This window comes from Niallia endozanthoxylica (assembly GCF_008710145.1).
Taxonomy (GTDB): Bacteria; Bacillota; Bacilli; order Bacillales; family Cytobacillaceae; genus Bacillus_BD; species Bacillus_BD endozanthoxylica.
In genome coordinates, this window is sequence record NZ_VYKL01000017.1 from 1 (window position 1) to 18805 (window position 18805).

Here is an 18805-nt window from a genome sequence, read left to right on the forward strand (position 1 = left end):
CTTATACTTCTAAGGCTAGTTTTCTAGATGGAGATGATTTTCCTAAATATGGTGAAAAAAGAGAGTCAATCTTTTCAGGCCGTAGAATTTCCAGAAGCTTATATCGCACAAAAAACAGCACCATCCTCCATGCAGATGTCAACGGTTCTGCGAATATCATGCGAAAATATGCGAATAAAGAGGCCATCTCTTTCCAGATAGAAGATGTGGCCGTTCATCACCCTTTAACCTATAAAATGGTTTAAAAGCAGTTCCGAAGCAAGAGCAACGGAATAGAGGGCCTGGTGGTCACTAGAGCCACAATGTCGCAGGTCCCGTAACGTTAAGCGTTCAGCCTGTAGGTTCGATACGTTACAAACCCCCTCCTCAAGGAACGAAGTGAGTAGGTGGGGGAAATTGATTAGATAAATATGAGAACAGGATTCTGTTGCCCGAACTTCTTTTGAGAAATGCAGACTGTGTCAAAAAGGAAGACAGCTACCCTAGTTGCAGTAATAGAGAAGGAAGGTAGAACGAATTGGTTAGAATAAGATGGGAAATAGGTCTTCAAATATTGGGGGCAGCTGCCCTTTTGGCAGGGCTGAGTGCTCGTACAGATCAATCTTCCGTGAAACCGGAGCAAAAAACAGAAGCGGCCCTATCCTCTGAAAAATCTTCGAAAAAGATATGACGTTAATTCCTCAGCTTACTTATTCGACAGACCATCCTGGATCGGCGATGCCAGCGATTCGATTGGGATTTGAGGTAACGGAGTAAGTGAAAAAATGGGATAAATAAGAACGGATTTACTAGCTACAACGGTAATGTGAGAGGTGCCAAATAGGGTATCTCTCTCTTTTCGTTTGTTAACTACAATTTTACTATTATTAGTCCAATCATTTCCTTTTATCAGCTGTTTTCCGTGACGATTTCTTCGTATATTGAAGGATAGAGGTGATTTACTCGACCTATAACTCAAATTTTATGGTATCTATGTTCCTTTTAAAGAAACGGATAATAGTCTATTATGTCCATTCACATTATATATCTCCTCCTATAATATTAGTAGTAATTGATGGGGCTTAGTTTAAGTTAATTCGATAATTTTTTTAAAAAACAGAAAATTTATCCTATTATTCAGGGGATGAATAATATTATAATAATCTAAACAAGCAGGAAAGGGGGAATCCTGTGAACACAGATCAGGCATTTGAATTATTGAAAAATGCAGGCGTTACTGAGGATGTTTGCATTAAAACAGTGAGACGCTGGCTGCGCGAAAGAAAGATTACATACGATGGCGGACAGAGAAAATCTGGTTTTATTCTAGATGATACAGATCAAGCTTTTCAACTATTGAGGGACGCAGGAGTTGCTCCAAGTATGGGCATTCCCATTGTTCGGCGCTGGGTACGAGAAGGGAAGATTCAACATGTGAGTGAAGGTGAGCACTTAAAGGATTATCTAGCGAAGGAATCGAGCTCAAGTCTGCCTATACATAGTCCTGCAGAAGATAAGCTTATCCGGCAATTAAAGGCAAAAATGAAAGCTCAAGAAGAGCATATAAAAGGTGTTGAAGAACTCCACCAATCTTCCGTTAATACGTTAATACAACAAAGAAATAAATTAAATAAAGAAATCATGAACCTTGAAATGGAAAAACAAAAATTACAACAAGAAGCCAGAAAACTACTAAAAGAAAATCTTGATTTGCGGAATGAGTTATTAAAATTGAAGGAAGAGTACTCGAAAGGGAGACAAACCGATCCGGAAAAGACTCGGATTGTTCCATCGAAAGTGTATGACCCTCGACCAAAGCTTGGGCTGTCAAGAACCGCTGACGCGAAGGAAATCTTAGCGGGTTATAAAACCTTATTAAAAATGACACATCCTGACCGCGGAGGCGACGCAGCACTTTTTCATTTTATAAAAAAGGATTATGATCTTTTTCGGAGTAGTTTGAAATAAAAGGTTTAAAAAGAATTGAAATCAAATAGGTAGCTCCCTCGTTATTTCACACGGGGGATTTTTTTTGTATAGATTCTCGATTGTCGATTATCATTCACTATGACATGAATAGTTTTTATATCATTCCTTCATATTAATAAAGACTAATAAATTTATATGAAGAGGGTGCAGGAACCATGGCGAAATTACTGTATATTACAGCACATCCACATGATGACAGACAATCATACAGCATGGCAGCAGGGAAGGCGTTTATTGAAACCTACAAAGAGGTTAATCCAAATGATGAGGTTATCCATTTAGATTTGTATAAAGAGCATATTCCACATATCGATACAGATGTTTTCAGCGGATGGGGAAAGCTGCAGTCCGGCAAAGGCTTTGAGGAGCTTTCAGATGAGGAAAAATCCAAAGTTGGACGCCTGAACGAGCTGAGTGACCAATTTATTTCAGCCGACAAATATGTATTTGTCACACCATTATGGAATTTATCATTTCCTCCCGTTATGAAGGCCTATATTGATTCAATTGCTGTTGCTGGTAAAACATTTAAATATACGGAGCAGGGGTCAGTGGGGCTATTAACGGATAAGAAAGTTCTCCATATCCAAGCACGCGGAGGTATTTATTCAGAAGGTCCTGCAGCTGCCCTGGAAATGGGACATCGCTATCTGCAGGTAATCATGAGTTTCTTTGGCATACCGTCAGTTGAAGGTTTATTTATCGAAGGACATGCGGCTATGCCGGATAAAGCCGAGGAAATTAAACAAAATGGAGTCGCCCGTGCAAAAGACCTTGCTCATACTTTCTAAATCTTTGTTTTATTTAAATAAAATGGGTGAGAAATATTGTTATAATAGTAAAAATAGTATAATATCTGAAATATATAGCAATATTTTTGAAATAAATAGTCAAATATTACTACTATGGAGATGGAAAACATGGAAAATAAGACATTTTATTTTGATGGCAGTGTAGAAATGGTAAATGAAAATAACACGAACTCAGGTGAACTTTCTAATGAGCCAATCGTAGTAACAGACGAAGCAAGAAAAAATATTGGTGGAAACCCATTTACAAGATAATACGCAAAAGATTAGAAAGATTTGTCTTAAAGGACAAATCTTTTTTGCTTTTATAATAATGAGAATTTTTGCAGAAGTACAAAAAAAATATTGACTCTAGGCATGTGGGTATGTACAATAAAAATGCAGTAATTGATAACAATTATCATTTTCACTAAGCGTTTTATCAACTAAAAAGGAGATTGCAAACATGAAATTATCAAGATTCTGGAAGCCATTCTTGGCTAGTACTGCACTAACCATTGCTTTAGCTGGCTGTAGTGGTACAAATCAAAACGAGGCAAACGAGGAAAAGGAAGCTGCAAAGCCAAAAACGACAGAAAATCAGGAAGTAAATATTTATACGGCAAGACATTACGAAGCCGATGATGCGATCTACAAGAAATTTACAGATGAGACAGGCATTAAAGTAAATGTTGTAAAAGGTGAAGCGGAAGAGCTTATTGAGAGATTAAAACGTGAAGGTGAAAGTACACAAGCTGACCTTTTTGTTACAGTTGATGGCGGAGTACTTGCTAATGCAAAACAAAATGATATTCTGCAGCCGGTTACTTCAGATGCGATTGAAAAAAATGTACCTGAAAACTTTCGTGATGCCGATAACAACTGGATTGGTTTAGCAACTAGAGCACGTATTATCGCCTATTCAAAGGAAAGAGTAAAACCAGAAGAATTGTCTACGTATGAGGATTTAACAAGCGACAAATGGAAAGGGAAACTGCTTGTTCGTTCTTCTACAAGTTTATATAACCAGTCATTGCTTGCATCCTTTATTGAGTTAAACGGGGAAGAAAAAGCGGAAGAATGGGCTAAAGGCATCGTAAACAATTTTGCCCGTCAGCCGGACGGCGGTGACCGAGATCAAGCAAAAGCGATTGCTGCAGGAACAGGTGATGTGGCAATCATGAATACTTATTATGTCGGCTTACTTGCAAACTCTGAAGATCCTGAAGAAGTAAAAGTAGCGGATAGTCTTGGAGTCTTTTTCCCGAACCAAGAAACAAATGGTACGCATGTAAATATTAGTGGAATTGGTTTAACAAAGCACAGCAAGAATAAAGAAAATGCTATTGAGCTGATTGAATATGTGACAAGTGTAGAAGCACAAGAGTACTTATCAGCTAATAACTATGAGTTCCCTGTAAACCCTGATGCAAAGAAACCAGAACTGCTTGAAAGCTGGGGAGAATTTAAAATGCAGGAATTGAATTTCGATACTTTAGGAGAGCATAATAAAAAGGCAATCGAAATCTTTAATAAAACTGGCTGGAAATAATCATGAAAACAGAACTGATTAAACGTAATATAAAAAAAGAGTTTAACAGTTGGTGGATAATCAGTATCGTTGGGGCAGTAGTCATTCTACTGCCTATCCTTTTTATATTCTCCTCCATCTTTCAAGAACCTAATGAAAACTGGCTTCAAATTCAGCAGTACCTGTTGAAAAATTATGTGGCAAACACCATTTTGCTGGTGGTTTTAACTGGGATATTTACCGCTTTTTTAGGTGTAAGCTTAGCGTGGCTGGTTGCCGCCTATGATTTTCCTCTTAGACGTTTTTTTCGCTGGGGGTTATTGCTGCCATTATCTATTCCAACTTTTATAGCCGCTTATACGTATCGAACCATGTTAGGCTATACCGGTGTAGTTCAAACAACCTTAAGAAATCGTTTTGATTATCAGATTAGTCCGGAATGGTTAACCGTTTCAGGAATAGGTGGAGCCGTGTTTGTCTTCACCTTCTTTCTATTTCCTTACGTGTACATGATTACAAGGGCATTTCTTGAAAATCAAAGTACTTCCTATATTGAAAACGCAAGATTGTTAGGTAGAAAACCATTAGCTGTATTTTTCAAAGTAGTTCTTCCACTTTCAAGACCTGCCATTGTAGGCGGAACTATTTTAGTCATTTATGAAGTACTGGGGGACTATGGAGTTACAAGCTATTTAGGCATTCATACGATTTCCACCGCTATTTTTCAAACATGGTTTGGTATGTACGATGTAAATTCTGCCATGAAGCTTGCGGCATGGTTAATGGTCATTATCGTTGGTGTTTTCTTTTTAGAAAAACTGCTTAGACAGCGGCGACGCTATCATATTAGTAACAAATCCAGAGAGCTTGTACCCATAAAATTGAAAGGAATGGCATCGATAGCAGCTTTTCTGTATTGTGGTATCGTATTTCTAATCGGATTTCTCATTCCATTCTTTCAGCTGATTGTATGGGCAAATATGACCTTTCATAAGGTATGGGATGAAACCTTCTTTACATTGATTTACCAAACGGTTCTGCTAGCCGTTATATCGACCATCATTATCCTTATTCTTGCTGTCGTTGTCGCAAATGTTTGCCGAAAGAATTCTTCGTTTTCTTTTATCCTATCGAAATGTGTAACAACAGGTTATTCGATTCCAGGTCCGATTATTGCCATAGGTGTTCTTGCTATGTTTATTTATCTTGATCAATGGCTTGCACCGGTATATTCTTCAATGGGGCTTGGTGAGGCACCGCTCATTTTAAGTATGTCCATTGTTATGTTAATCGTCGGCTATTTTATTCGATTCACAGCTACCGGATTTAATGCAATTGAAGTGGGATTTGAGAAAATGGGAACGAAATATATGGAAGCTTCAAGAATGCTCGGATTAGGTGTAACCAAAACATTCTTTAAAGTGGATTTACCCTTATTGAAAGGGGCCCTCATAAGTGGGTTTATATTAACATTTGTTGAAATATGCAAGGAATTGCCATTGGCCTTGCTGTTAAGACCATTTAATTTTGAAACGCTGGCAACAAAAACATTTCAATACGCGAACGATGAGCAAATATATGAGGCTTCTACCTCATCCTTGTTAATCATTACCATTAGTATCTTATCAGTTATCATTTTTCAAATCATAGGAAAGCGGGTGAAGCAATGACCATAGTAGAAATTAAAGACCTCACATTTTCATTCTCTCGTAAAGAGAATCCAGTTATTAATGATTTTTCCTTTACTATGGAAAAAGGAGAAGTTGTGGGTATATTAGGACAAAGCGGAAGTGGTAAAAGTACGTTACTGCGCTTAATTTCAGGCTTGGAAATGCCGTTAAAAGGAACAATAAAAATCGCTGGTAAAACAGTTGTTGGTGATGGAATCTTTATTCACCCGGAAAATAGAGAAGTGGGGATGGTTTTTCAGGATTATGCTCTTTTCCCGCATATGACGGTGAAGGAAAATATTTTATTTGGCTTAACCCGTTTACCGAGAAAAGGTCGGAAACAGCGTGTAGATGAAATGCTAGAGCTTGTTCAGATGGAATCTTTCGCGAAAAGATATCCGCATGAATTAAGCGGAGGTCAGCAACAAAGGGTTGCACTCGCCAGAGCTCTTGCACCCAAACCGAATGTTCTGTTAATGGATGAACCTTTCAGTAACTTAGATGCCGATTTAAAAGAATCCATCCGAGAGGAGCTGGGTATTATTTTGAAAAAGGCCAATATGTCCTGTATTATAGTTACACATGATCGAAAGGACGTTGAAGCCATTTGTGATTATAGTATCGTCATTGGACCATCGAACCAGACAAATGACTTTATCCAGAAAAAAATTCATCATGTATAGCAACTGCTATTGGTTGTTATTAAGCATAACTTTGCCGAAATGCATGGTTATGCTTTTTTGTATGTTATAAGATACTTCATCACAAACTATATGAAAAAAGGGGGAGTTTCATGACAACCATTTATCTAGATACAAACGTTCTTTCGGTTTTGAAAGATAAAATACAGATTATCCAAAAAGACAAAGGAAATATTTATTTAGTAGGTCCTATTCGGCTTCCTGTTAATTTATATGAGGAAACGGTTATTTTTAGATGGTATTGCTGGTTAAATTGTGAGGATGTGACGGAGATTAACTGTAACGAAGTAAAAGATTATGAAAAGATAATTGAAAAGCTTTCTTCCTCCAATTTAGCCTTATACCAACAATCAAGTGTCTTAGTTTATGGCGATTTTGAGCAGGCGGATGATGTCCTTATACGCTTCCACTCGATTTGTCATACAGGAGATATTTTTGGAAGTAAAAGATGTGATTGCGGTTTTCAACTGAAGCAATCAATGAAAATGATTGCTGAACATGGAAATGGTGCATTATTTTATTTAGCCAATCATGAAGGAAGAGGCATTGGGTTATTTAGTAAGGCGATGGCATATGTTCTGCAGGAGAATGGTTATGATACTGTTGAAGCTAATATCGGACTTGGATTTGTTGATGATTCTAGAAACTATGAGGACGCCATTTTGGTCTTACAAACATTACGCACAAAACCAGTCACACTGATGACCAATAATCCGAAAAAATTAGAGGCTTTAAAAACTTCCGGCTTACATGTCTCGGGACGAAAACCTTTGTGGGGTGATGTTTCGGAATACAATGAGAAATACTTACAGACGAAAATTGAAAAATCAGGACACCTAGAACAGGGGGAAGCTTGGCAGGAAAGTTGCTGTGATTAGAAGTTAAAATAATTAACTACGCTTCTACAATTGACTGTAATTGTGGAAGTTTTTTTGTCATAGCCTTCCTGTCTAGTTTTCTGTATAATCTTTATTATACAATAATTCTATTTACTTATGAACGGCAGGCGATACTCGAATGAATACGAAGGAAAGATATCAAATACTTTTTAATAAAATTAACCAATATAACTCGGGTGAGAATGGAATAACGAGGATAGCCTATTCGGATGAAGAACAGACATGCACCCATGCTTTCATGAGAATGTGCAAAGCGGAAAATTTAGAAATTAGGATGGATGCTTGTGGGAACGTTATTGCAAGAAGAGAAGGCAGAAGAAACGACTTACCGCCGGTTGTCATGGGCTCCCATTTAGATACGGTATATCAAGGCGGTAAATACGATGGCGTTGTAGGGGTTACAGCGGCTCTGGAAATTATTAAACGACTAAATGAAAAGGAACTGGTAACAGACCATCCGATTGAAATTATTTCTTTTGCCTGTGAAGAATCTTCCAGATTCGGTGTGTCCACTGTTGGAAGCAAAGCTATGGCAGGGATACTTGATAAAGAAAAATATAGACACTTAACGGATCGAGATGGAATTACGATGGAAAAAGCTTTTGCTTTATGTGCTCTTGATTTTGATAGCGTAGACGAGGCGAGTAGGAGGCAGGAAGAATTTAAGGCTTTTTTTGAAATACATATTGAGCAAGGTCCCGTATTAATCAATAATCAGAAAAAAATAGGGATTGTGACAGGGATTGCTGCACCCGTTCGATTAATCATTAAAATAAATGGGAAAGCCTCACACTCCGGTACAACCCCGATGAACATGAGGAGAGATGCCCTTCTTGGCGCTTCGGAAATTGCTTTGGAGCTTGAAAAAGCTGCTATGAAAGAACAGGCACATGGAACGGTAGCAACGGTCGGTGTGATGAATATCCATTCCGGGGCAATGAATGTGATTCCAGGTGAAGTGGAACTAAAGGTCGATATTCGGTCCATATCAAGTGAATCAAGGCAAAGAGTGATTGACCATTTATATCAAGTGATTTCTCAAATTGAGGATACGAGACAGCTTGATATTCATAGCACTGTCATTAGTTCAGAGGAACCCGTTTTGCTATCCCAAAAGGTGATTGATACATTAACAAGGATTTCTGAAGAAAAAACTCTTCCGTATGAAGTGATGCAGAGCGGTGCAGGTCATGATGCCATGAATATGGCGAAACTTTGTCCAACAGGTCTTATTTTTATTCCTTCAGTCGATGGACTCAGCCATCATCCTGATGAATATACCGACATGGATGATGTATTACTGGGAATTGATTTACTTGAAGATGTCATTCTTTATTATGCAGGTATTTAAATTTGATTAGTGTTATGAAAGCCGTCCTACTTTGGTAGGGCGGCTTTCATAATTATCTAAATTTTTGACCTCTGATATATAATTTTATATTTTTGAAAAGTTTTCCCATACGCAAATTATTTTCGTAGAGATTACTTTTATTTACTAGCGAAAAAAGATTGCTGTAGACCCACCCATTTTTTTCTTGTTAAGATAATGATAGAGATAATTATTAGAGGAGATTTGATGACATGGATCAACAGAGATATAATGACTTAAAGCTAGGGGAACGTGGGGCTATTATTAGCATCATTGCCTATATTTGTTTATCTGCTTTAAAGTTAGCCATCGGTTATTTGGCCGATTCAGAAGCGTTAAGGGCAGATGGTTTAAATAATACCACCGATATCATTGCATCCATTGCGGTTTTAATAGGATTGAGACTTTCCCAAAAACCTGCTGATTCAGACCATTCATATGGTCATTGGAAGGCAGAAAATGTCGCTTCTCTTGTTGCTTCCTTCATCATGATTGCTGTTGGCATTCAAGTAATATATGTCGCTATCACGAAAGCATTTCTAAATGAACATTCATCACCCAATCTGATTGCGGCATGGACTGGTATTTTGTGTGCCATTGTTATGTATGGTGTGTATCGATATAATAAGAGATTAGCTAGTAAAATTAATAGTCAATCTGTTATGGCCGCAGCAAAGGATAATCTATCAGATGCTTGGGTGAGTATTGGAGCCGCAGTAGGTATTATTGGATCCCAGTTTAATATGGCGTGGCTTGACCCAGTGGCTGCAGTAATTGTCGGTTTATTAATTTGTAAAACAGCATGGGATATCTTTCAAGAGGCTTCTCATCAATTAACAGATGGTTTTGACGAAAACCAGCTTCAATCTTATAAAAAAACCATTGAAAACACATATGGTGTGAAAGGAATAAAAGACATTAAGGCAAGACATTACGGAAATAATGTTGTTGTAGATGTTGTCATCCTTGTCAATTCTACGCTGGATATTATCCGTGCCCATGACATTTCAACCGAAGTTGAACAGGCTTTAGCAAAACAGCATAATGTGTATGATGTTCATGTTCATATTGAACCTAATTAATGATCCTGTTATCGAAATAACGTATGCATGCATACGTTATTATTTTTATATAAAAAAACATGCCAAAATGAACGGGACTTTTGATGTGGTATATTTATACGGCTTAGTTAATAAGAATAGAATAAATGCTGTTTTTGCAAGGGGGACTTTGAATGCATGGGAACGAAAATGGATTGCATCCTGATACAGGTGTTACGTCCACAATATTTGTTGAGCGATCTTTAAACGAAATTCGTTTTTGGTCAAGGATTATGAAAGAGCATTCTTTGTTTCTTCGATTAGGTTTTAGAGCAGAGGATACTCAATTAATTCATGAGGCAAATCAATTTTTTCGATTGTTTGAACGCTTGGAACAAACGGCGCATGCTTTTACTAATCAATCAGATCCTGATCAAATAAGAAGTTTTAATTCAGAAGTACAACAAGCTGCAACTAGTATATTTGCATTCAAACGAAAGGTCCTAGGATTAATTATCACGTGTCAATTACCAGGTGCAAATAATTTTCCCCTTTTAGTTGATCATATAAGTAGAGAGGCTAATTATTTTAGAAAACGATTAATTGAATTAAATCAAGGTAAATTAAAACCACTCCCTGATGCAATTATTAAAGAGAATGTTTTCTTTTTAAGAATTATGGCTGATCATGCAAAATTTATCGGCCATCTCCTTGATCCATCAGAAAGAAAGCTTATCGATATAGCTCAAAATTTTAGCAATGATTTTGATCAATTGCTTTATCAAGCTAGGGATTTAGAGGGAATGGTACCATATTCTCAGACTGTTCCTCTATTAGATCAATTTTTAGATCAAAATCGTGTGTCCGTCACATCTCTTCGGGACTTCAAGAAAACGGCACGTGAATTAATTGAACAATGTAAAATAAAAAGTATCATTCACCCACTCTTAGCAGACCATGTTTTCCGTGAAGCTGATCGATTCCTTGAAATAATAGATATGTTTGATGCCCATCTTACAAGCCACAAAACAAACCCACGATTTGTAGAAGATTGAAAAACATAGAATTCATAGACTTATCTTATACTTAACGACTGCTCTCATAATTATAAGGTTAACCGATTTTTATTGGTTGACCTTTTTTTATGCAACAAAGATTGCAGAGTACTTCAAGTAAGTTGGACTATTGTAATGATGAAAGATTTAAATTGTGAAAGTATAGAGAGAATAAATAGAGGGACTATAATATCATGAATTGCCAATTTGTCTTTTTAAGGTGGTAACAATTATGGGTTTTTTTGACAAACTATTTGGGGGTTCAACTAGTAGGGAGGAAAAACAAATGGCAAGTTTAAACATCGGTATTATTTTAGGAAGTACTCGTGAAGGGCGTCTTAGTCCACAGGTTGGAGAATGGGTAAAATCACTTGCGGATAAACGAGGTGATGCAAATTATGAAATCGTGGATATAAAAGATTTCAACCTGCCATTTTTAGGAACAACGGATGGATCAGAACCAGGAATTGGACAGTGGAATGAAAAATTAGCTAACTTAGATGGGTTTATCTTTATTGTTCAAGAATACAATCACAGTATTACTGGTGCATTGAAAAACGCCCTCGATTTTGCCCGTGAAGCTTGGAATAATAAAGCAGCTGGAATCGTCAGCTATGGTTCAGTAGGAGGAGCACGTGCTGCAGAGCATCTTCGCGGTATTTTAGGGGAACTAGCCGTTGCAGATGTTCGTACACATCCAGCTTTAAGCTTATTTACTGACTTTGAAAACGGACAAACATTCAAACCAGCTGAAATGCATGAGGGAACAGTCAACGAAATGTTAGGTCAACTCGTTTCTTGGTCGACTGCTCTTAAAACCGTTCGTTAATAGGATCCTCTTTAATAAGACAAGTATTTAAAAACGCATGGAGTTCAATTATAATCCATGCGTTTTTCTCATTCCTATATAAATTCAACTTCTAACCATCTACGAACACTATTAATAAACCAGATTTTCGTACATTTTTTCAAATCTTCCACAGTTAATACTCTTTCATGAATTTCCTCGTCATTTAGTAAGCTTTCGCGAAATGTACCTGCTAGTAATCCGCTGCTAATAGGGGGGGTCCACTTATAACCGTCCATTTCTAAAACAACGTTTCCATTGGTGAATTCTGTAATCTCTCCGTTTTCATTCCAAAGAAGTACATCATATACATGTGGGTACTTTTGCTGAAAATACGAATACATCGCTCTATTAGTCGTTTTATGATAGAAAAACGGGTTGTTTTTATCCATTGATTCATCCGCCAGCGCTACTTTTAATGGTCTATCAGGTTCTGAAATGGGTTGAGCTTCTAGTTTGAATTCCCCGGTTTTATCTAAAAGAAGCCGTACTTTGAAATGACCTGTGCTGTATTGATCAGCGAGCTGAAGCATAGACTGCTTCAAGGGTTCAGGATTAAATGGAAAACCAAAGTATTGAGCGGAATCACTAAGACGGTTAAGATGTTCGTCAAGTAGGAAAAGCTCACCATCATGTAATAACAAGCTTTCTAGTAATTGAAACTCAGGTCTGTTTACCTCAAGCAGCTTCGCTTTGGACAAAATTTCATGATATTCTCCTTCAGTAGTTGAATCCCATGTAATCCCGCCGCCAACACCATAAGTAGCGATTCCCGTCTTTTGCTCAATCACGACTGTTCTAATTGGCACATTAAATATAGCCTCTTGATTTGGAGTGATATAGCCAATCGCTCCGCAGTACACATTTCGAGGAGTTGTCTCTAACTCTGAAATAATTTCCATCGTTTTAATCTTTGGAGCCCCTGTAATAGAGCCGCAAGGAAAAAGAGCCTTAAAAATATCAACAAGTTCAATATTCTCTGAAAGTTTTGCCGTAATGGTGGATGTCATCTGGTGTACAGTCGGATAATGTTCCATTTCAAACAACTTTGGAACCTCTACTGTTCCAGGTTGTGCAATCATGCCTAAATCATTACGCAGTAAATCAACAATCATGACATTTTCAGCACGATTTTTTTCCGAATGATAGAGCCAGTTTGCATTCTTCTTATCTTCCGAGTATGAATTTCCTCTTTTGATGGTTCCTTTCATCGGCCGGGTTGTGATTTGATTCCCCTTAAGGTGAAAAAATAATTCCGGCGATGCAGAAAGAATTCGATGGTCGCCGGTATTCAGATAAGCGCAATAATTTGAGGCTTGGGCTTTTTTGAGATGATTAAAAAATGAGATGTCATCACCTTCGAATTCGGAGTGAAGACGAATCGTATAGTTTGCTTGGTATGTATCGCCAGCCTCAATTCTATGTTTTATATATTGGATGGAGGCATCATACTCATCCAAAGAAACAGATGGAATCCAATTGCTATGCTTATATGTTCCACCACTGTTCAGCGTTCCCGTTTGAGGCTCGTTAAAAATGGCAAACCACAATAACGGCATGGTAGATTCTTCGTTAACCCGAAAGGCTGAATCAAAAGCCGGTGCACTTTCGTACGAAAGATAACCAGCAGCATAATATCCTTTTCGGATAGCCTCTTGAATCATCTGAAAACATGGCAATACTTCTTCCAATGTATAGGCAATCATTACTTTTAATGGTTGACTAAAAATGATGGGTTTGATTTCACCTGTAGAAGAAGCAAATTCAAAAGATAAAAGTGGTTCGTTTTGATTTTGATTATGTATCTGCATTGTTTTTTCCTTTTTCATTATTTTTTGAAGAAATGATGAATCATCTTTTTTCCGCTATCAGTCAAGATAGCCTCTGGATGAAATTGTACACCTTCCACACGATATTGTTTATGTCGTAATCCCATGATTTCTCCGTCATCACTTCTAGCACTAATCTCAAGACAGTGGGGGAGAGTGGATTCGTCAACAACTAATGAATGATATCTTGTAATTTGTAATGGTGTGGGGAGTCCTGAGAATATCGAATGTTGATCATGGTCCATGAGTGAAATTTTCCCATGCATCGGCTGATTTGCTTTTTTTACATTCCCGCCAAATGCTTGCGCAATAATTTGATGCCCTAGACAGACTCCTAAGATGGGAATGTCTTGATAATAATGATTAACAATATCTAAACTTATGCCTGCCGTATTAGGATTACCAGGGCCGGGTGAAATCAGAATAGAATCAGGTTTCAGCGTTTGAATATCTTCTAACGTTAGTTGATCATTCCGTCGAATAACAATTTCTTCATCTATTTCTTGAATATATTGAACTAAGTTGTATGTAAAAGAGTCATAGTTATCAATTACTAAAATCAATTTTCATCCTGGCTCCCATCTGTAAATATTATATCGATTATAACAATAGGTTTATTATAGATGAACGAGTGTACCATTGTGAAGTGATAATACGAGTCCTAGTCCTTTTGCATGGTTTATAAATATTCGTTTATAGGATAAAATAGTTAAGAAAAAAAGTGAACTTTTGCGAAAGCTGAACATTTTACTGTTAACTCTGAATTATAGTAAAATAACAAATAGGATAGACAAGTAGTCCTATTTAAAAGATGAAGCTCTTTTGCATAACTTTTAAGGAAAGGAGAACCTATGAAACTTAAAATCTTATTTATTATTGCAGCAGCTATGCTCTTATTAGCGGCCTGCGGTCCTAAATCGATTGATAAATCCATTACATTACTGGATCACGACAAAAATGAAGTAACGTTTCCCCAGGAAAAGCCCGTGCTTTTATTCTATATCACAACCTACACCTGAAGCATCTGCCAGCAGCAACTAGTTGAGTTGCATAAAAATCTTCAAAAATTAGATGGCATGGACATGCAGATGTATGTTATCAGCGGGGATTTACCCGAGGAACAAAAGTTATTATATAATCAGTTGGAAAAAGATTTTGGTAAAAGTCTTCCATTTATTTCAGATCCAGAGCTTGAGTTAATTAATGCGACCGGAATGAAGAATGAAGATTCCGCATATAGAGGATATGCCATCATTGCTCCAAATGGTGAAGTAGTGTTGAAACAGGTCAACGATCATTGGGGCGAGGAAATCGACAAGACCGTGGAAGATATTAAGGAAGCGTACGAAAAATTATAAAGGTACGATTGGATGAAAAAAAGGGAGGGTTCAGTTAACCTCCCTTAATCCTTTTCCTTCAAGAATCTCTTGTACACCTTCTTCACAAACTCCGTACAAACGCCACGAACAGGTTCCGCATACAGTCTTTATATCAGAGGGATGGATATACTTTATTATCCTTGATTCAATGTCCTCCCAAGTGAAGATTTGTCCGATTTCGAGCTTTAATTTCTTTAAAATAGCAGAATCTCTTTCGTAAATTTTGTTCTCTTCACAATGGTAATCACCAGTATTTGGGTACTTTTCACACAACTGATCCGGTCCTTCTACTAGTTGAACCCACGTCTTAGGGTTTTGTCTTAAGGTTTGATGCAGCTTTGTCATATTTTCAACATATTCTGGAGAATAGCCCATTCCTCGATAGCCTAGAAGGCAAAATAGATGATGACCACGCAGCTTAAACATATAATTCCCCCAGTCTGAATGCTTAAATAGATTAAATGTTAACTAAAAAAATAATTAGTTAACTTACTTGTTTCATCATATCATATGACTTTTGATTTATTCGAACATTTTCACTAAAGGATATGATTTTTTATGCACGATTATTGCTTGTGAGTTTTGTAAACCTATATAAACAAAAATAGATTTTTGTCAGATAGATGTTATTACTAAACTCTGATTACGGAGCAATACATGGATAAATGGGTCCATCATGTTTGTTCCTGCTGCTTAACTATTTTTAACTAAATTCATAAAAAGTTTAAAAAGAGGATTGACATTGATAAATATATGCATTAATATTATCTCGAATTAAAGATAATTAGTTTCGAGGTAATGATTCATCATTTCGCATATTAGTATCATCAGTATTGATTAAATTGTTAACAAATTTTTTTAGTTTAATATCTCGAATTCAAGATATATTAGTTAAAAATATATGTGATTAAAATACTGCCTTTTCAATTAATAGCAAAATTAAAAGATATTTAACTTCATTCAGCAGAAGTCCTCCACTTCTATAAGTGGGGGATGAATGCAAAAAGCTCTCTGATTCAGTGGGGGTTCAAACCCCGGCTGAATGAAGTTAAGCCTCCGGCGGATGCCTCGGATTTTTTAAAGGTAATTTATCGAGCGAGCTCGATAAAAATCCGGGCGCAAATTCGACGGGGCGAATTTGATCAGTTCATGTATTTGTTTAAAAAATATTAAATAAAGGAATGTGAAAATAATGAGCAAAAAAACAATGGGGATTCATCATATTACAGCGATTGTAGGCCATCCACAAGAAAATGTAGATTTTTATGCCGGAGTACTAGGGCTGCGTTTGGTGAAACAAACCGTTAATTTTGATGATCCGGGAACGTATCATCTTTATTTTGGCAATGAAGGGGGAAAACCTGGAACAATCATTACCTTTTTCCCTTGGCCTGATGCTTATCAAGGAAAAATTGGCGGCGGCCAGGTAGGGGTAACCTCTTATGTAGTACCTAAAGGGGCATTGGAATTCTGGGCAAAGAGACTTGAAACATTCCACATATCGTTTACGAAAATGGAACGCTTTGGAGAAACCTCCTTACTATTTGAAGACCCGCATGGACTTCAACTCGAAATAGTAGAGAGGGAAGAAGGATTAGTAAATACTTGGAGTTTTGGAGCGATAACATCTGAAGTGGCAATAAAAGGCTTTGGCGGAGCCACTCTGTTATCAACGCAGCCGCAAAAAACGGCAGAATTATTAGAAAAAACAATGGGTCTTGAAAAAGTAGGCCAAGAAGGAGAGTTCATTCGTTATCGTTCAACGGCCGACATTGGAAATATCATTGATCTTCAATTAACACCGGCTGCTCGCGGAGAAATGGGTGTAGGTACCGTACACCATATTGCTTGGAGAGCAAGTGATGATCAGGATCAATTAGAGTGGAAACAATATGTGAAAGAGCATGGATATGGTGTCACTCCTGTTAAGAATCGTAATTATTTTAATGCGATTTACTTTAGAGAGCATGGAGAAATACTATTTGAAATTGCAACAGATCCCCCAGGATTCGCTCATGATGAGTCACAGGAAACAATGGGGAATGAGCTGAAATTGCCGGAACAATATGAACCACATCGAGACAAGATTGAAAGAGTATTGCTTCCATTTAAGGTAAGGGAGTTAGATTGATGCAAGAAAGGGATGATTTATATGCTTTCCATTAATCCATCTACAAATACGGAAAGGGAAAATTATAAATTATTAATCGGCAGTATCATTCCAAGACCAATTGCTTTTGTTACTACGATGTCAAAAGACGGTACCGTGAATGGCGCGCCCTTTAGTTACTTCAATATTGTTTCATCCAATCCTCCGATGATTTCATTGGCCATCCAACGGTCAAACGGAAGGCAGAAAGATACAGCCAGGAACATCATCGAGACACAGGAATTTGTCATTCATATGGTGGATGAACAAAACGTTGAAAAGATAAATCAGACAGCTGCGAGTTTACCTTCAAATCAAAGTGAAATAGAATTATCCGGATTAATCCCGGTACAAAGCACAAAAATTTCTGTGCCAGGAGTAAAGGAAGCAAAAATTCGGATGGAGTGTACATTAGAACATTCCTTGGAATTAGGAGGTTCGGATTCACCAGGTGTCGATTTGATGATTGGTAGAGTGATTCAATTTCATATTGAAAACAATATTTATGAAAATGGAAGAATCAATCCTATGGGCTTAGGAGCAGTAAGCCGATTAGCCGGTCACGATTATGCAAAAATAGGTGACATTTTCACAATTGAAAGGCCTAATTAATTTTGGAGCGGGAGGATGGGAATGCAAAAAACAGCAGGTATCCATCATATCACAGCGTTTGTTAATGATGCGCAAAGAACAACGGATTTTTATACAGGAGTGCTTGGTTTAAGACTTGTGAAAAAAACAATTAATTTTGATCGTCCAGAGGTATATCATCTTTATTTTGGAAATGAAGCGGGCGAACCGGGAACCGTCATCACCTTTTTTCCATGGGAAAAACAGTTAAAAGGACGAATGGGTACAGGACAAGTAGGGGTCACGAGCTATATGATTCCCCTAGGTGCGATGGACTTTTGGAAGAATCGTTTAGAGACATTCGGGATTAAATTTCGTTTATCTGAACGATTTGGAGAGAACTATATACAATTGCAGGATCCAGATGGGCTTGAACTGGAATTGGTCGAACGAAATCGAGGACCGATGAATACCTGGAGTGTTAACGGAATCCAGCCGGAGGTTGCAGTGAAAGGGTTCGGTGGAGCCACTTTGATTTCAGCAAAGCCTAATAAAACCGCCGAGGTACTTGAATCTGTCTTAGGTCTGACATGCATTGGGCAAGAAGATAGCTTTCTACGATTTCAATCAGAAGGAGACCTTGGAAATACCATTGATATCAAGCTGACACCTTCAGTACGAGGTCTGATGGGAGCCGGGACAGTTCACCATATTGCCTGGCGGGCCAAAGATGAAGAGGATCATCAAAGGTGGAGAGATCTTCTTCAGGAGAAGGGCTATCATCCTACAGAAATCCTTGATAGAAACTATTTCAAAGCGATTTATTTTCATGAAGAAGGCGGTATTCTGTTTGAAATAGCAACTGACCCGCCAGGTTTTACGGTGGATGAACCTATACATGAGCTGGGACAAAAACTCATGCTGCCGTCATGGTTTGAGGAAAAACGAGAAGAATTAGAGGAGAGCTTGTCTCCAGTTAAGGCCAAAGTTTTCAAAGGGGAAGGATAAAT

The 18805-nt window shown here is 37.6% G+C and carries 20 protein-coding genes and 1 pseudogene; 18 read left to right on the plus strand and 3 right to left on the minus strand.

Annotation, left to right across the window (positions count from 1 at the left end; all coding sequences use genetic code 11):
• From F4V44_RS27325 to F4V44_RS11455, 13 genes and pseudogenes are all read left to right on the plus strand, one after another.
• Positions 1–245, plus strand: a pseudogene (locus tag F4V44_RS27325) (RNA-guided endonuclease TnpB family protein); the annotation flags it as partial.
• A gap of 272 nt (positions 246–517) precedes the next feature.
• Positions 518–670 (plus strand): hypothetical protein, encoded by a 153-nt coding sequence (locus tag F4V44_RS27330; RefSeq protein ID WP_191090640.1) that lies wholly within the window; start codon positions 518–520, stop codon positions 668–670.
• Between the two features lie 500 nt (positions 671–1170).
• Positions 1171–1947, plus strand: coding sequence for a J domain-containing protein (locus F4V44_RS11410; protein ID WP_150440155.1), 777 nt, complete (start codon positions 1171–1173; stop codon positions 1945–1947).
• 176 nt (positions 1948–2123) lie between these two features.
• Positions 2124–2759: an FMN-dependent NADH-azoreductase gene (locus F4V44_RS11415; protein WP_150440156.1), complete on the plus strand. Its 636-nt coding sequence runs from the start codon at positions 2124–2126 to the stop codon at positions 2757–2759.
• Positions 2760–2888: 129 nt separating this feature from the next.
• Positions 2889–3032, plus strand: a complete 144-nt coding sequence (locus F4V44_RS27335; protein ID WP_191090641.1) for a hypothetical protein — start codon at positions 2889–2891, stop codon at positions 3030–3032.
• A 190-nt stretch (positions 3033–3222) separates the two neighbouring features.
• The gene (locus F4V44_RS11420) at positions 3223–4308 is read left to right on the plus strand and encodes a Fe(3+) ABC transporter substrate-binding protein (protein WP_150440157.1); all 1086 of its coding nucleotides are present in this window, start codon (positions 3223–3225) and stop codon (positions 4306–4308) included.
• A gap of 2 nt (positions 4309–4310) precedes the next feature.
• Positions 4311–5957 (plus strand): ABC transporter permease, encoded by a 1647-nt coding sequence (locus F4V44_RS11425; RefSeq protein WP_150440158.1) that lies wholly within the window; start codon positions 4311–4313, stop codon positions 5955–5957.
• Positions 5954–6640, plus strand: coding sequence for an ABC transporter ATP-binding protein (locus F4V44_RS11430; protein ID WP_150440159.1), 687 nt, complete (start codon positions 5954–5956; stop codon positions 6638–6640). Before F4V44_RS11425 ends, F4V44_RS11430 begins: the two co-directional genes overlap by 4 nt.
• Positions 6641–6750: 110 nt before the next feature.
• Complete coding sequence (locus tag F4V44_RS11435) at positions 6751–7536, plus strand: GTP cyclohydrolase II (RefSeq protein ID WP_150440160.1); 786 nt, start codon at positions 6751–6753, stop codon at positions 7534–7536.
• Positions 7537–7675: 139 nt separating this feature from the next.
• Positions 7676–8908: a M20 family metallo-hydrolase gene (locus F4V44_RS11440; protein WP_150440161.1), complete on the plus strand. Its 1233-nt coding sequence runs from the start codon at positions 7676–7678 to the stop codon at positions 8906–8908.
• Between the two features lie 230 nt (positions 8909–9138).
• Positions 9139–10008 (plus strand): cation diffusion facilitator family transporter, encoded by an 870-nt coding sequence (locus F4V44_RS11445; protein WP_150440162.1) that lies wholly within the window; start codon positions 9139–9141, stop codon positions 10006–10008.
• Positions 10009–10160: 152 nt separating this feature from the next.
• Positions 10161–11021 (plus strand): DUF2935 domain-containing protein, encoded by an 861-nt coding sequence (locus tag F4V44_RS11450; protein ID WP_150440163.1) that lies wholly within the window; start codon positions 10161–10163, stop codon positions 11019–11021.
• Between the two features lie 232 nt (positions 11022–11253).
• A complete protein-coding gene (locus F4V44_RS11455; protein ID WP_150440164.1) occupies positions 11254–11850 on the plus strand; it encodes an NADPH-dependent FMN reductase in 597 nt (198 codons plus the stop codon).
• 74 nt (positions 11851–11924) lie between these two features.
• Here F4V44_RS11455 and pabB read toward each other — a convergent pair whose 3' ends face one another.
• Positions 11925–13679 (minus strand): aminodeoxychorismate synthase component I, encoded by a 1755-nt coding sequence (gene pabB / locus F4V44_RS11460; RefSeq protein WP_150440165.1) that lies wholly within the window; start codon positions 13677–13679, stop codon positions 11925–11927.
• Positions 13680–13696: 17 nt separating this feature from the next.
• Positions 13697–14260 (minus strand): anthranilate synthase component II, encoded by a 564-nt coding sequence (locus tag F4V44_RS11465; protein ID WP_150440166.1) that lies wholly within the window; start codon positions 14258–14260, stop codon positions 13697–13699.
• Between the two features lie 288 nt (positions 14261–14548).
• On the opposite strand from F4V44_RS11465, the gene F4V44_RS27340 reads away from it, so the two are divergent.
• Positions 14549–14716, plus strand: a complete 168-nt coding sequence (locus F4V44_RS27340) for a hypothetical protein (RefSeq protein WP_191090642.1) — start codon at positions 14549–14551, stop codon at positions 14714–14716.
• A gap of 3 nt (positions 14717–14719) precedes the next feature.
• Positions 14720–15055 carry a redoxin domain-containing protein gene (locus F4V44_RS11470; protein WP_150440167.1) on the plus strand — a complete coding sequence of 112 codons (336 nt, stop codon included), beginning with the start codon at positions 14720–14722 and terminating at the stop codon, positions 15053–15055.
• 30 nt (positions 15056–15085) lie between these two features.
• Here the strand turns inward: F4V44_RS11470 and F4V44_RS11475 are convergent, their stop codons facing one another.
• Positions 15086–15502, minus strand: a complete 417-nt coding sequence (locus F4V44_RS11475) for a DUF1284 domain-containing protein (RefSeq protein ID WP_150440168.1) — start codon at positions 15500–15502, stop codon at positions 15086–15088.
• A 766-nt stretch (positions 15503–16268) separates the two neighbouring features.
• Between F4V44_RS11475 and F4V44_RS11480 the strand changes: the two genes are divergently transcribed.
• From F4V44_RS11480 to F4V44_RS11490, 3 genes are read left to right on the plus strand one after another with little or no spacing between them, the layout of a single operon-like run.
• Positions 16269–17207: a ring-cleaving dioxygenase gene (locus F4V44_RS11480; protein WP_150440169.1), complete on the plus strand. Its 939-nt coding sequence runs from the start codon at positions 16269–16271 to the stop codon at positions 17205–17207.
• Positions 17208–17228: 21 nt separating this feature from the next.
• Entirely contained in the window at positions 17229–17837 is a 609-nt protein-coding gene (locus F4V44_RS11485; protein ID WP_150440170.1) for a flavin reductase family protein, read from the plus strand.
• Positions 17838–17858: 21 nt separating this feature from the next.
• Positions 17859–18803 (plus strand): ring-cleaving dioxygenase, encoded by a 945-nt coding sequence (locus F4V44_RS11490; protein WP_150440171.1) that lies wholly within the window; start codon positions 17859–17861, stop codon positions 18801–18803.
• Positions 18804–18805 lie beyond the last annotated feature (2 nt).

Excerpts from the sequence above, each read along its gene's own strand:
- F4V44_RS11415 (WP_150440156.1), top strand. The coding sequence starts at position 2,124 with ATGGCGAAATTACTGTATATTACAGCACATCCACATGATGACAGACAA.
- F4V44_RS27335 (WP_191090641.1), top strand. The coding sequence starts at position 2,889 with ATGGAAAATAAGACATTTTATTTTGATGGCAGTGTAGAAATGGTAAAT.
- F4V44_RS11420 (WP_150440157.1), top strand. The coding sequence starts at position 3,223 with ATGAAATTATCAAGATTCTGGAAGCCATTCTTGGCTAGTACTGCACTA.
- F4V44_RS11425 (WP_150440158.1), top strand. The coding sequence starts at position 4,311 with ATGAAAACAGAACTGATTAAACGTAATATAAAAAAAGAGTTTAACAGT.
- F4V44_RS11430 (WP_150440159.1), top strand. The coding sequence starts at position 5,954 with ATGACCATAGTAGAAATTAAAGACCTCACATTTTCATTCTCTCGTAAA.
- F4V44_RS11435 (WP_150440160.1), top strand. The coding sequence starts at position 6,751 with ATGACAACCATTTATCTAGATACAAACGTTCTTTCGGTTTTGAAAGAT.
- F4V44_RS11440 (WP_150440161.1), top strand. The coding sequence starts at position 7,676 with ATGAATACGAAGGAAAGATATCAAATACTTTTTAATAAAATTAACCAA.
- F4V44_RS11445 (WP_150440162.1), top strand. The coding sequence starts at position 9,139 with ATGGATCAACAGAGATATAATGACTTAAAGCTAGGGGAACGTGGGGCT.
- F4V44_RS11450 (WP_150440163.1), top strand. The coding sequence starts at position 10,161 with ATGCATGGGAACGAAAATGGATTGCATCCTGATACAGGTGTTACGTCC.
- F4V44_RS11455 (WP_150440164.1), top strand. The coding sequence starts at position 11,254 with ATGGGTTTTTTTGACAAACTATTTGGGGGTTCAACTAGTAGGGAGGAA.
- pabB (WP_150440165.1), bottom strand. The coding sequence starts at position 13,679 with ATGCAGATACATAATCAAAATCAAAACGAACCACTTTTATCTTTTGAA.
- F4V44_RS27340 (WP_191090642.1), top strand. The coding sequence starts at position 14,549 with ATGAAACTTAAAATCTTATTTATTATTGCAGCAGCTATGCTCTTATTA.
- F4V44_RS11475 (WP_150440168.1), bottom strand. The coding sequence starts at position 15,502 with ATGTTTAAGCTGCGTGGTCATCATCTATTTTGCCTTCTAGGCTATCGA.
- F4V44_RS11480 (WP_150440169.1), top strand. The coding sequence starts at position 16,269 with ATGAGCAAAAAAACAATGGGGATTCATCATATTACAGCGATTGTAGGC.
- F4V44_RS11485 (WP_150440170.1), top strand. The coding sequence starts at position 17,229 with ATGCTTTCCATTAATCCATCTACAAATACGGAAAGGGAAAATTATAAA.
- F4V44_RS11490 (WP_150440171.1), top strand. The coding sequence starts at position 17,859 with ATGCAAAAAACAGCAGGTATCCATCATATCACAGCGTTTGTTAATGAT.